Consider the following 12,121-nt stretch of genomic DNA (forward strand, 5'->3'; position numbering starts at 1 on the left):
TGTTATTTAGGGGCTACTACCAAAGTGCGACGCTATAGCTGACCAGCACGCGTACTTCATCCGCATCACGGGCCGAGTAGTTGGAGCGGTACGTGGCGTTACGCAGGCGAAACGCGACATCCTTGAACGTGCCGCTTTGCACGATGTAGCGGATCTCGCTGTTGCGCTCCCACTCCTTGCCGGTCTCGCCGTTCTTGAGCTTGATGTTGTCACCCGACAGGTAACGGCTCATGAAGCTCAGACCGGGAATGCCCAGCTTGGCGAAATCGTAGTCGTAGCGCGCTTGCCAGGAGCGTTCTTCGGCGCCGGCAAAGTCGTTGATCTGTACGAAGTTGACCAGGTACGGGTCGGCCCCATCCACATACGGAAAGGCGCTGTCGCCGGACATGTGCTGGTAGCCGGCGCTGAGCTTATGGCCATTGAGGGCATAGCTGAACAGGCCGTTGAGGGATCTGTTGTCGATCTTGCCGCCATGGGCCGCGCCCGTGTCATCACTGATGGCCAGGCGCAGGTCGGTGCCGAAGGTGCCGGGGCCGAGTGGGCGCGAGGCCACCAGGCCGAGGAAGTGCTGGCGGTACACGTCATCGAGTTGGGCGAAGTGGTAACTGCCGGTGATCTTGTCGGCGAGCTTGTAGTCAACGCCGCCGAAGTTGAAGTGCTTGCCGGTAGCCCCGCTGACGAAACGGCTGTTCTTGTTATTGAGGGCGATTTCTTCGTAGTCGGTGGAATCGCGGTCTTTGGCTTTGTCCAGGCGGCCGCCGGTAAACACCAGGTTCTTGAATTCTTTGGAGGTCAGCAAGCCACCGTTGAAGGTCTGCGGCAGGATGCGGCCGTCGTTGGGCTTGAGGGTCGGCAGTTCGGGGATCAGCGCACCGATCTTGAGTTCGGTGGCGGAGATCTTTACTTTGCCGGTCAGGCCGAGTTTGGCGTAGTCGTCGACAGCGCGGCCGTTGTCAGTGGGCAGCAAGCCAGAACCTGTGCGGTCGGGGCTGGAGTCGAGCTTGACCCCAAGCATGCCCAGCGCGTCCACACCAAAGCCGACGGTGCCGTCGGTGTAGCCCGATTGCAGGTTGAGCATGAAGCCCTGAGCCCATTCGTCGCGCTTGGATTGCTGCGCGCTGGTGCCGTCGCGAAAGTCGCGGTTGAAGTACATATTGCGGGTTTCCAGGGTCGCGCTACTGTCTTCAAAGAAGGCAGCCTGGGCAAGCGGCGAAAAGCCGGCAAGGGCGGTGGCACTGGCAAGGGCGGTCTTGGCAAGACGGGAAAAACGGACAGGCGGGCAAGCCTGGGGCTGGGTCGACAGCATCGTGGTGTACTCCGTTATTGTTCTTATTTTGGCGAAAACGCTTCGAGGCGTTTTTCGATCGCTACGGATCAGGTAGCTCGGCGGGCATTACCCACCGTTGCTGGATGCTAAAGGGCGAAGCTTTCACTAACCTTTCAGCTGCCTTTCAATGTTTTCGGGCTTCACAGGGCAGGCGGCGCCTGTAAACTGCCCGCCAAAGCGTGGCGTCGACCATGCCCGAACGAGGTGAAAATCCATGCGTGTCCTCTTGGTTGAAGACCATCTGCAACTCGCCGAAAGTGTTGCCCAAGCGCTCAAGAGCACGGGTTTGACCGTCGACGTACTGCACGACGGCGTGGCCGCGGACCTGGCCTTGAGCAGCGAGGAATATGCGGTGGTGATCCTCGATGTGGGGCTGCCGCGCATGGATGGTTTTGAGGTGTTGGCGCGTCTGCGGGCGCGTGGGAAAAATCTGCCAGTGTTGATGTTGACGGCGCGCAGTGATGTAAAGGACCGTGTGCATGGCCTGAACCTGGGCGCTGATGACTACCTGGCCAAGCCCTTCGAGTTGACCGAGCTGGAAGCGCGAGTCAAGGCGCTGCTGCGCCGCAGCGTGCTGGGCGGCGAGCGTCAGCAGGCGTGCGGCGTGCTGGTCTACGACCTGGATACCCGGCGTTTCACCGTGGGCGGCGAGCTGATGACGCTGACCTCCCGCGAGCAGGCGGTGCTCGAGGCGTTGATCGCGCGGCCCGGCCGCGTGATGAGCAAGGAGCAACTGGCCTCCCAGGTGTTCGGCCTGGACGAGGAAGCCAGCCCCGACGCGATTGAAATCTACGTGCACCGCCTGCGCAAGAAACTCGACGGCCAGCCCATCGCCATCGTGACCTTCCGTGGCCTTGGCTATTTGCTGGAAGCCCGTGATGCATAAGCCCAGCAGCCTGCGCTGGCGGCTGCTGTGGAACCTGGCGCTGCTGCTGGTGGTGCTGATGCTCGCCAGCGGCATGAGTGCTTACTGGAATGGCCGCGAAGCTGCCGACACCGCCTATGACCGCACTTTGCTGGCTTCTGCGCGCACCATCGCCGCCGGGTTGACCCAGGTGGACGGCACCCTGAGTGCCAATGTGCCGTATGTGGCGCTGGATACCTTCGCTTACGACAGTGCCGGGCGGATCTATTATCAGGTCAATGACATCGACCGAAAATTGATCTCCGGCTACGAAAACCTCCCTGGCCCACCGCCGGGCACGCCGCGCACCGATGATTACCCGGCGTTAGCGCGGTTCTACAACGCCATGTACCAGGGCCAGCATGTGCGGGTGGTCAGCCTGCTCAAGGCGGTGTCAGAGCCGAACATGAACGGCATGGCGGAAATTCGCGTGGCGGAAACTGACGAAGCCCGCGAGAGCATGGCTCGCAGCCTGATGGCCGACACTTTGCTGCGCCTGGGCATGCTGGCGGTCGGTGCGTTATTGCTGGTGTGGTTTGCCGTGAGTGCGGCACTGCGCCCGCTGGAACGCCTGCGCACCGCCGTGGAAGAACGCCAGCCCGACGACTTGCGCCCGCTGCCGCTGGTGGAGGTGCAGCATGAGTTCGGCCCGTTAGTGCGCTCGCTTAATCATTTCACCGAGCGCTTGCGCGGCCAGTTCGAGCGCCAGGCGCAGTTTATCGCCGACGCCGCCCACGAATTGCGCACCCCGCTGGCGGCGCTCAAGGCCCGGCTTGAGCTGGGCCTGCGCAGCAGCGACCCGGCGACGTGGCGCAGTACCTTGGAAACCGCAGCCCAAGGCACCGACCGTCTGACCCACTTGGCCAACCAATTGCTGTCCCTGGCACGCATCGAAAACGGCGCGCGGGCGATTGCCGAGGGCGGTGCGCAATTGCTTGACCTCAGCCAGCTGGCGCGGGAACTCGGCATGGCCATGGCGCCGCTGGCCCACGCGCGGGGCGTTGCCCTGGCATTGGAGGCGGACGAACCGGTGTGGCTGCGCGGTGAGCCGACCTTGCTGAATGAACTGCTGAGCAACCTGGTGGATAACGCCCTGGCCCACACCCCATCGGGCGGGAACGTGATTCTGCGGGTGACCGCGCCGGCGATCCTGGAAGTTGAAGATGACGGCCCAGGCATCCCGCTGGATGAGCGGGACCGGGTTTTCGAACGTTTCTACCGCCGCAGCCAGCAGGGCATGGGCTCGGGCTTGGGGCTGGCGATTGTCGGCGAGATCTGCCGGGCGCATTTGGCGCAGATCAGCCTGCATGATGGTGAATTGGCGGGGTTGAAGGTGCGGGTGAGTTTTATCGCGGGGTAGTCAATAGAACATCGAGCGCGCTTCATCCAGCTCGGCACGCAATGTTTCGCTGTAGGGGTCGATGCGCAGCTTCTTGAGCGCCGGCAGGCTGGTAACGTCTACGTTGGCCGATGGATGCGCGGTGCCTCGGTGGCAATACAGTGCGGCGATTTGCACCACGTCGATGTAGTCCAGGCTTGGGGAGTCACGCTCCAAATCCAGGTACTGCCCCGGCAGCTTGGCCAGCATTTCCGGGAAATCCCACACACCCAGCAGTTTGTCACCCAGCAACGGGTGAATACTGTCGATGACATGGTTGAGGCTGACCGGGTCGGCCAACAGCTCGTAACGGTCTTCGGCGTAGGTGAGGATCGGCAGCACGCCAATCTGATGCACCAGCCCGCCGAGGGCGGCCTGGTCCGGCTTGAGGTGGCTGTGGTTGCGGCACAGGGCATAACTCACGCCCGCCACTTCCAGGCTGCGGCGCCACACTTCGCGCATTTTCAGTTCGACGACTTCGGAGCGGGCGTGGAAGATCTGTTCCATGACCAGACCGATGGCCAGGTTGCTGCTGTAGTTGGTGCCCAGCCGCGTGATGGCGGTATGCAGATCAGTGACTTCCTGGGTTGCGCGTAGCAGCGGGCTGTTCACCACTTTGATCAGGCGCGCCGACAGCGCGGTATCGCGACCGATCACTTTGCTCAAGTGGCTGATGCTGATCTCCGGGTCTTCCGCGGCCTGACGAATGTTCAAGGCCACTTCCGGTAATGTCGGCAGAACCAGGTCATCGTTGTCGATGGCCGTTACCAAAGCCTGTTGGACTTTTTCCGCCAGCTTGTTCATTCATGCTCTCTAGGGTGTTGCAAAAAGGTGCGGCGATTAACGCTGGATCTCTTTATCTCGATCCAGTAGGTACGGCAGGTCGAGCAGTTGTAAGCCGGGGCCTTCCAGGGTGCCGACGTGCACATCGCCGCTGTCGGCAGCTTCGGCTTGCAGCACGGCCAGAAGTTCAATGGAATGGTCAGCTTTTGCCGCGATGACGACTTCGCCGATCGCGCTGTTATGGTTGGGCGAGAACAGCGGAGTGCCTGGCTCGGGCAATTGCGCCGCATTGAGGCTCAGGCGATACAGGCGACGCTTGAGTTTGCCCAGGTACTGCATGCGCGCGACGATTTCCTGGCCGGTGTAGCAGCCTTTTTTGAAGCTGACGCCGCCTACGGCCTGCAGGTTAAGCATCTGCGGGATAAACAGTTCGCGGGTCTGCGGCATGACCTGGCCGATGCCGGCTCGGATCTGGCCGAGCAACCAGTCATTCAAGTCAGCTTGTTGCAGTTGGCTGGCCAATTGCTGGCGTACGCCTTCGGCGTGTTCGGCAGGCACCCAGAGTTCGGCGCGGTTCTGGGAGACACGAATGGCAATCAATGTGTCGGTGCGCACCACGCTGTCGGTTTCAGTTGGCAGCTCAAGGCCAAGGGTGGCCAGGGTTTGATCCGCATTCGACAGGCCAAAGCGTGCCCAGGCGGCGCTTTCGTCGGTGAGTTTGGATTTGGAGAACACCGCGTATTTCTTCAGGTCTGCCAGTTGCGGTTCGAGCAGCTCAGTGGCCATGGCCAGCAACACGCCGTCACCTTGCAGCAGGATGCGAAAACTCGACTGCATGCGGCCTTTTTGCGTACAACGCGCGCCAAGGCTGGCCTGGGTGTCGCTCAGGTAATTGAGGTTGCAGGTCAGTTGCCCTTGCAGGAACTTGGCGGCGTCGGAGCCGCGGACGGCAAGGACGCCTTCGTGTGTCAGGGGGCAGAAAAATGCAGAGTCGGCCATGGGTCTTCGCAGGTCAAAAAGTCATGCGTGCATCATAGAGGGGCGCCCGGCAAATGGATAGTTTCCGTATGGGGCGACCAAAGCCGAGTGTTCCGCTGCCGTCGGGCCTGTATACTTGCGCGCTATTTGAGGAGCAGTCCATGGTCGAAGATGTAGAAATCAACCGCCTCTACTGGCACAGCCGCCGTGGCATGCTGGAGTTGGATGTGTTGCTGGTGCCGTTCACCAGAGAGGTGTACTCGACACTCGATAAGGTGGACCGCGACCTCTATGAGAGGTTGCTGACGTGCGAAGATCAGGACATGTTCGGCTGGTTCATGGAGCGCGCCGAATCTGACGATCCGGAGCTGCAGCGCATGGTTCGCAAGATTCTGGATCGTGTCCAGCCCAAGTAATCGCTTCGAATGCCGCTGGCAGGCCTCTCGGCTGTTGCTGGCGGCGTATCTGTTTGCCCAGGCGTTCGCGCTGGGTGCCTTGTTGATTATTGATTTGCCCTTCGCAAGCCTCGGCATTCTGGTGTGCCTGGCCCATGCCGCCTGGGTGTTGCCGCGTCATATTCTGCTGACTCACCGTTCGTCGATTCGTGGCCTGCGCCGTGACGAAGATGGCTGGCAATTGTTCAGTGCCGAGCGCGGCTGGCACAGCGTACAGCTGCGTCCGGACAGCCTGGCGTTGCCGCTGATCGTGGTGCTGCGCTATCGGGTGCAGGGCGAGTGGTGGGTGCGTTCGGTCTGTGTGCCGATGGATTCGCAGGTCGCCGATGTGCACCGACGCCTGCGGGTGCGCTTGAAGTTCAGTCGCCGTAGGTGGCTGGCACCAGAATAGTGTCGCGGGCTTCGGGCAGCATCTGCGGGTAGTCGAGGGTGTAATGCAGGCCGCGGCTTTCCTTGCGTTCCATGGCTGAGCGGATCATCAACTCGGCAACCTGGGCCAGGTTGCGCAACTCGATCAGGTCGCGGCTGACTTTGTAGTTGCTGTAGAACTCGTCGATTTCGTCCAGTAGCAAACGCACGCGGTGTTGAGCCCGTGCCAGGCGCTTATTGGTGCGCACAATGCCTACGTAGTCCCACATGAAGCGCCGCAGTTCGTCCCAGTTGTGGGCGATGATCACGTCTTCGTCGGAGTCGGTCACCTGGCTGGCGTCCCAGCGCGGCAGGGCAGCGGGCACCGGGATGCGGGGTAGCTGTTCAAGGATGTCGGTGGCCGCCGAGCGTGCGTAGACGAAACATTCGAGTAGCGAGTTGCTGGCCATGCGATTGGCGCCGTGCAGGCCGGTGAAGCTGGTTTCGCCGATCGCATACAGGCCGGGCACGTCGGTGCGACCGTGTTGGTCGACCATCACGCCACCGCAAGTGTAGTGCGCGGCCGGGACCACCGGGATCGGGCCTTTGGTGATATCGATGTTGAACGCCAGGCAGCGCTCATAGACGGTGGGAAAGTGCGTCTTGATGAAGGCTTCGGGTTTGTGGCTGATGTCGAGGTAGACGCAGTCGATGCCCAGGCGCTTCATTTCGTGGTCGATGGCGCGGGCCACGATATCCCGTGGCGCCAGTTCGGCGCGGGGGTCGAAGCGCTGCATGAAGCGCTCGCCGTTGGGAAGTTTCAGGTGCGCACCTTCACCGCGCAGGGCTTCGGTGATGAGGAAGCTCTTGGCTTGCGGGTGATACAGGCAGGTGGGGTGGAACTGGTTGAATTCCAGATTGGCCACCCGACAGCCTGAACGCCAGGCCATGGCGATACCGTCACCGCAGGCGCCGTCGGGGTTGCTGGTATAGAGGTAGACCTTGGCGGCACCGCCTGAGGCCAGGATGGTGAAGCGTGCGCCGTAGGTGTCCACTTCGCCACTGGCGCGGTTGAGCACGTAGGCGCCGAGGCAGCGTTCGCCGTCCAGGCCCAGGCGCTTTTCGGTGATCAGGTCGACGGCGACGCGTTGCTCCAGCAATTCGATGTTGGGGCGTTGGCGGGCTTGCTCGAGCAGGGTCTTGAAGATGGCGGCGCCAGTAGCATCGGCGGCGTGGATGATGCGGCGATGGCTGTGGCCACCTTCGCGGGTCAGGTGGAACTCGAATCCGCCGTCATCGCTGCCCGCGTGTTCGTCGCGGGTGAACGGCACGCCCTGGTCGATCAGCCATTGGATGGCTTCGCGGCTATGCTCGACGGTGAAGCGCACCGCGTCCTCGTTGCACAGGCCGCCGCCGGCGTTAAGGGTGTCTTCGACGTGGGATTGCACTGTGTCGGTGTCGTCCAGTACCGCGGCGACACCGCCTTGGGCCCAGAATGTCGAGCCATTGGCCAGGTCGCCCTTGCTCAGGACCGCAATGCGCAGGTGGCTGGGGAGGGTGAGTGCCAGGCTCAAGCCGGCCGCACCGCTACCGATCACCAGAACATCGTGTTGAAACTGTTGGCTCATTTGAAGGATTCCGCAAAAAGCGATCCAAAGGGCTGGCGCAAACAGGACGCCTGGATCGGCGAATCAAAGGGTCACACGGGCCACTAGTATATAGAGGGGGGGAGCGGCACAATAGCCGGGCATTCGTGGCAATGTGAAATTACGGTGCACAGCTGGGGTCATATGGGCCGGCTATTGAGATGGGAACTTTTTGCATGAGCCCCGACTCAATAGCAGGTTGCCCGAAAGCTGGGAAAACGTTGAGTTTATTGGCCCGTCGGGAGCATTGGACGCGTCAGAAAACCGGCGACAAGATTATTCGCGCAGCCGGCCTAGCCCGTGCTGCGTTTTTCGTGTGTGCCAAATCAGTGCATGCCGGAAACTTGCTTGGAGGGGGAGAACTTTTGCGAGAAGTCCTAGTCTATGTTTGCAAGCCTGATCGTTTAGTTATGCAAGCCTCCTGCGAGTACAACGAGGAGTGTTCATGCTAACCCAGGAAGAGGATCAGCAGCTGGTCGAGCGCGTTCAACGTGGCGACAAGCGAGCATTTGATCTGCTAGTGCTGAAATACCAGCACAAAATTCTCGGGTTGATCGTGCGGTTTGTGCACGACACCCATGAAGCGCAGGACGTTGCACAGGAAGCCTTTATCAAGGCGTACCGTGCACTTGGCAATTTTCGCGGTGATAGTGCGTTTTACACGTGGCTGTACCGCATCGCCATTAACACGGCGAAGAACTATCTGGTGTCTCGCGGCCGCCGCCCACCGGACAGTGATGTAAGTTCAGAAGATGCAGAATTTTACGATGGTGATCACGGCCTCAAAGATCTCGAGTCGCCGGAACGTGCTTTGCTGCGCGACGAGATCGAAGGCACCGTTCATCGCACTATTCAGCAACTGCCAGAAGATTTGCGTACGGCGTTAACTTTACGTGAATTCGATGGTCTCAGTTACGAAGACATTGCGAGCGTCATGCAGTGTCCGGTGGGGACTGTAAGGTCACGGATTTTCCGGGCCCGGGAAGCCATCGACAAAGCCTTGCAACCGTTGTTGCAGGAAAACTAAAGACAGCGGCGACAGCCAAGAGAGGAACCGCCATGAGTCGTGATGCCCTGCAGGAATCGCTGTCCGCAGTGATGGATAACGAAGCGGATGAACTGGAACTTCGTCGAGTGCTCAACGCATTTGATGATGCCGAAACCCGTGATACCTGGTCTCGTTACCAAGTCGCTCGGGCGGTGATGCACAAGGATCTTTTAATCCCTCGTCTGGATATTGCTGCGGCCGTTTCTGCCGCGTTGGCCGATGAAGCCGTTCCGGCAAAAGCTGCTCGTGGTCCATGGCGTAGCCTGGGTCGCCTGGCAGTAGCTGCCTCGGTGACTGTTGCCGTGTTGGCCGGTGTTCGCCTGTACAACCAGGACGAAATTGCCGGTGCCGAACTGGCCCAGCAGACTCAGCAACCGGTCATGGCCGGTCCGCAAGTCAAAGGCCCAGCGGTACTGGCCGGCTACAAGGAAAGCTCTGATGCCACCGGCCCTATGGCCAACGGCGTACTTCAAGGGCAATCCGGCTGGCAGGACCAGCGTCTTCCAGGCTACCTGCGCCAACACGCACAGGAATCGGCCTTGAAAGGCACTGAAAGCGCTCTGCCATACGCTCGTGCAGCCAGCCTGGAAAACCGCTAAACCGCTAAGGGGCCCTATGCGCGCCATACCGCTCCTTACGCTTTTGCTCAGTGGTTGTTTTGCACTATCCGCCCATGCCGACGAAGCCCAAGACTGGCTGACTCGACTTGGGCGTGCAGAACAGCAGCAAAGCTTTGCAGGTACGTTCGTCTACGAGCGTAACGGCAGTTTCTCTACCCATGACATCTGGCATCGCGTCCAAGACGGTCACGTCCGCGAGCGGCTGTTGCAACTCGACGGCTCTGCCCAGGAACTGGTGCGCGTAGATGGACGCACGCAGTGTGTCAGTGGCACCTTGGTTGCCGGCCTTGGCAACTCGCCTGATGCGCCTTCGCGCGCTCTGGATCCGCAAAAACTAACTCAATTCTACGAACTGGCCGTCATTGGCAAATCTCGCGTGGCCGGTCGGAATGCGGTGATTGTGTCGATTACTCCCCGTGATCAATACCGATATGGCTTTGAGTTGTACCTGGATCGTGAAACCGCGCTGCCGCTAAAGTCCCTGTTACTCAATGAGCAGGGTCAGTTGTTGGAGCGCTTTCAGTTCACTCGACTGAACACTTCGGCTGCGCCATCAGATCGTGACTTACTGCCCAGCAGCGAATGCTCACCTGTGGCTGTTTCCAGCACCAAAGCACCCGAGGTGCCCGCCACCCACGCATGGCATCTGGACTGGTTGCCTCCAGGTTTTCAGCTCACCAACAGCGTCTCGCGAAAAGATACTCAGACCCACGCCACTGTCGACAGTCTGATGTACGACGACGGGCTTGCACGTTTCTCAGTGTTTCTTGAGTCCACCGACGGTGCGAGTGTGAGCGAAACACGCACGCAGCTTGGCCCAACTGTGGCCGTGTCGCGCCGTCTGAACACGGTCGATGGCGAAGTCATGGTGACGGTTGTAGGCGAAATCCCCATCGGCACCGCCGAACGCATCGCGCTGTCGGTGCGCGGCGAAAAGACCGCCGCCAAGCCATGAGTCGTTAATCCTATGTTCATCCTGACCTTTCAATGTGAGCCTTTGCGCGGTTGGGGGCTGAAAGCATGAAATTTCTGGATCAGTATTTTCACTTGCAAAAAATCCCCATGTTTTTTATAGGTCAGAGCTTGTCGGCTCTGACCTTATTTTGTTCGCGGAACAAAAATGCCGGTCGAAGTTTTCGGCGTTTCTTGAACCCTGTCGCTCAACCCTGCTCGTCGTAACGGGAGCTGTATGTCGATACCACGTTTGAAGTCTTACCTAACCATAGTCGCCACGGTATTGGTGCTGGGTCAGGCAGTGTCCGCGCAAGCGGCCGAACTGCCTGACTTCACCCAATTGGTGGAGCAGGCTTCGCCTGCCGTGGTGAATATCAGTACCACGCAGAAGCTGCCGGATCGCAAAGTCTCGAACCAGCAGATGCCTGACCTGGAAGGCTTGCCGCCCATGCTGCGCGAGTTCTTTGAGCGCGGTATGCCGCAACAACGCTCCCCGCGTGGCGGCGGTGGCGGGCAGCGTGAGGCGCAGTCCCTGGGCTCGGGCTTCATTATTTCGCCAGACGGCTACATCCTCACCAATAACCATGTGATTGCCGACGCTGACGAAATTCTCGTGCGCCTGGCCGACCGCAGTGAGTTGAAAGCCAAGCTGGTGGGCACCGATCCGCGTTCCGACGTGGCTTTGCTGAAAATCGAAGGTAAAGACCTGCCCGTACTGAAACTGGGTAAATCCCAGGACCTTAAAGCCGGGCAATGGGTGGTTGCGATCGGTTCACCGTTTGGTTTCGACCATACCGTGACCCAGGGTATCGTCAGCGCCATCGGTCGCAGCCTGCCAAATGAAAACTACGTACCGTTCATCCAGACCGACGTGCCGATCAACCCGGGTAACTCCGGTGGTCCGCTGTTCAACCTGGCGGGCGAAGTGGTGGGGATCAACTCGCAGATCTACACCCGTTCCGGTGGTTTCATGGGCGTGTCCTTCGCCATCCCGATCGACGTGGCCATGGACGTTTCCAACCAGCTCAAAAGCGGCGGCAAAGTCAGCCGTGGCTGGTTGGGTGTGGTGATCCAGGAAGTGAACAAAGACCTGGCTGAATCGTTCGGCCTCGACAAGCCGGCCGGTGCCTTGGTCGCGCAGATTCAGGACGACGGCCCGGCTGCCAAGGGCGGCCTGCAAGTGGGCGACGTGATCCTGAGCATGAATGGCCAGCCGATCGTCATGTCCGCCGACCTGCCGCATCTGGTAGGCGCTCTGAAAGCCGGCAGCAAAGCCAAGCTGGAAGTGATTCGTGACGGCAAGCGCCAGACCGTTGAGCTGACCGTCGGCGCGATCCCGGAAGAGGGTGCAACCCTGGACGCACTGGGCAACGCCAAGCCAGGCGTTGAGCGCAGCAGCAATCGCTTGGGCATTGCCGTGGTTGAGTTGACCGACGAGCAGAAGAAGAGCTTCGACCTCAAGAGCGGTGTTGTGATCAAAGAAGTCCAGGACGGCCCAGCCGCCTTGATCGGCCTGCAGCCGGGCGACGTGATCACCCACCTGAACAACCAGGCGATCAACTCCACCAAGGAATTCACCGACATCGCCAAAGCGTTGCCGAAGAATCGCTCGGTGTCGATGCGCGTGCTGCGTCAGGGCCGTGCAAGCTTCATCACCTTCAAGCTGGCCGAGTAATCCGC

General features: G+C 60.3%; 12 protein-coding genes. 8 read left to right on the forward strand and 4 right to left on the reverse strand.

Going from position 1 to position 12,121, the window contains the following annotated elements:
- Positions 1-16: 16 nt before the first annotated feature.
- Entirely contained in the window at positions 17-1,306 is a 1,290-nt protein-coding gene (locus HBO41_RS06345; protein WP_099548635.1) for an OprD family porin, read from the reverse strand.
- Positions 1,307-1,541: 235 nt separating this feature from the next.
- On the opposite strand from HBO41_RS06345, the gene HBO41_RS06350 reads away from it, so the two are divergent.
- Together HBO41_RS06350 and HBO41_RS06355 are read left to right on the forward strand one after the other, a co-directional pair.
- On the forward strand, positions 1,542-2,213 hold the full coding sequence (locus HBO41_RS06350; RefSeq protein ID WP_017137322.1) for a response regulator: 672 nt from the start codon (positions 1,542-1,544) through the stop codon (positions 2,211-2,213).
- Entirely contained in the window at positions 2,206-3,591 is a 1,386-nt protein-coding gene (locus HBO41_RS06355; protein ID WP_017137323.1) for a sensor histidine kinase, read from the forward strand. Before HBO41_RS06350 ends, HBO41_RS06355 begins: the two co-directional genes overlap by 8 nt.
- Here the strand turns inward: HBO41_RS06355 and HBO41_RS06360 are convergent, their stop codons facing one another.
- Positions 3,592-4,413, reverse strand: a complete 822-nt coding sequence (locus HBO41_RS06360; RefSeq protein ID WP_169985503.1) for an HDOD domain-containing protein — start codon at positions 4,411-4,413, stop codon at positions 3,592-3,594. It lies immediately after the preceding gene.
- Between the two features lie 36 nt (positions 4,414-4,449).
- Positions 4,450-5,391 carry a folate-binding protein YgfZ gene (locus tag HBO41_RS06365; protein ID WP_099548636.1) on the reverse strand — a complete coding sequence of 314 codons (942 nt, stop codon included), beginning with the start codon at positions 5,389-5,391 and terminating at the stop codon, positions 4,450-4,452.
- Between the two features lie 140 nt (positions 5,392-5,531).
- Here HBO41_RS06365 and HBO41_RS06370 point away from each other — a divergent pair, with 140 nt between their 5' ends.
- Positions 5,532-5,786: a succinate dehydrogenase assembly factor 2 gene (locus tag HBO41_RS06370; protein ID WP_169985506.1), complete on the forward strand. Its 255-nt coding sequence runs from the start codon at positions 5,532-5,534 to the stop codon at positions 5,784-5,786.
- Positions 5,770-6,216 carry a hypothetical protein gene (locus HBO41_RS06375; RefSeq protein WP_169985508.1) on the forward strand — a complete coding sequence of 149 codons (447 nt, stop codon included), beginning with the start codon at positions 5,770-5,772 and terminating at the stop codon, positions 6,214-6,216. Before HBO41_RS06370 ends, HBO41_RS06375 begins: the two co-directional genes overlap by 17 nt.
- Here the strand turns inward: HBO41_RS06375 and nadB are convergent.
- Positions 6,185-7,801: an L-aspartate oxidase gene (gene nadB, locus HBO41_RS06380; protein ID WP_017137328.1), complete on the reverse strand. Its 1,617-nt coding sequence runs from the start codon at positions 7,799-7,801 to the stop codon at positions 6,185-6,187. The two genes, HBO41_RS06375 and nadB, sit on opposite strands and share 32 nt — an antisense overlap.
- A 463-nt stretch (positions 7,802-8,264) precedes the next feature.
- Between nadB and rpoE the strand changes: the two genes are divergently transcribed.
- From rpoE to HBO41_RS06400, 4 genes are all read left to right on the forward strand, one after another.
- Positions 8,265-8,846 (forward strand): RNA polymerase sigma factor RpoE, encoded by a 582-nt coding sequence (gene rpoE, locus HBO41_RS06385; protein WP_003172477.1) that lies wholly within the window; start codon positions 8,265-8,267, stop codon positions 8,844-8,846.
- A 32-nt stretch (positions 8,847-8,878) separates the two neighbouring features.
- The gene (locus HBO41_RS06390) at positions 8,879-9,466 is read left to right on the forward strand and encodes a sigma-E factor negative regulatory protein (protein WP_034096393.1); all 588 of its coding nucleotides are present in this window, start codon (positions 8,879-8,881) and stop codon (positions 9,464-9,466) included.
- Positions 9,467-9,482: 16 nt separating this feature from the next.
- Positions 9,483-10,442 (forward strand): MucB/RseB C-terminal domain-containing protein, encoded by a 960-nt coding sequence (locus HBO41_RS06395; RefSeq protein ID WP_169985510.1) that lies wholly within the window; start codon positions 9,483-9,485, stop codon positions 10,440-10,442.
- A 234-nt stretch (positions 10,443-10,676) separates the two neighbouring features.
- The gene (locus HBO41_RS06400) at positions 10,677-12,116 is read left to right on the forward strand and encodes a DegQ family serine endoprotease (protein WP_017137331.1); all 1,440 of its coding nucleotides are present in this window, start codon (positions 10,677-10,679) and stop codon (positions 12,114-12,116) included.
- The last annotated feature ends 5 nt before the right edge of the window (positions 12,117-12,121 follow it).

It is taken from the genome of Pseudomonas sp. WS 5146 (assembly GCF_012985495.1).
GTDB lineage: Bacteria > Pseudomonadota > Gammaproteobacteria > Pseudomonadales > Pseudomonadaceae > Aquipseudomonas > Aquipseudomonas edaphica.